1 protein-coding gene is annotated in these 245 nt (G+C 70.6%); it reads right to left on the bottom strand.

Annotated features, from left to right (window positions below; translation table 11 throughout):
* On the bottom strand, positions 1-245 hold a 245-nt coding region (locus tag SAZ04_RS22745; RefSeq protein WP_332700013.1), incomplete at both ends, for a hypothetical protein.

Below are 245 nucleotides of genomic sequence, written 5' to 3'. Positions count from 1 at the left end.
TCCGTCCCCTGAGCGCCGAGCGCAGCTCCTCGTAGGCGGCGGGATCGAGCGCGCGCGCCGATCGAGATGCGGCGGCGAGGACGATCCACAGCACCGCGGCGGCGCCACCGAGGAGGCCCCCGACGATCGTCATCCAGGTGCGACGCGGGAAATCGCGATACACCGGTGGCTTCGGAGCCTCGATCAGCGTGAAGACGGGCGTGTCGCGCACCTCGTCCACCTTGGCCTCTTCCAGCTCTCGCGCA

The organism is Halalkalibacter lacteus (assembly GCF_036663595.1).
GTDB lineage: Bacteria > Bacillota > Bacilli > Bacillales > Bacillaceae_D > Halalkalibacter > Halalkalibacter lacteus.
Note: the sequence above shows the minus strand (reverse complement) of the source record. Positions and strands in the feature narration are given on the sequence as shown.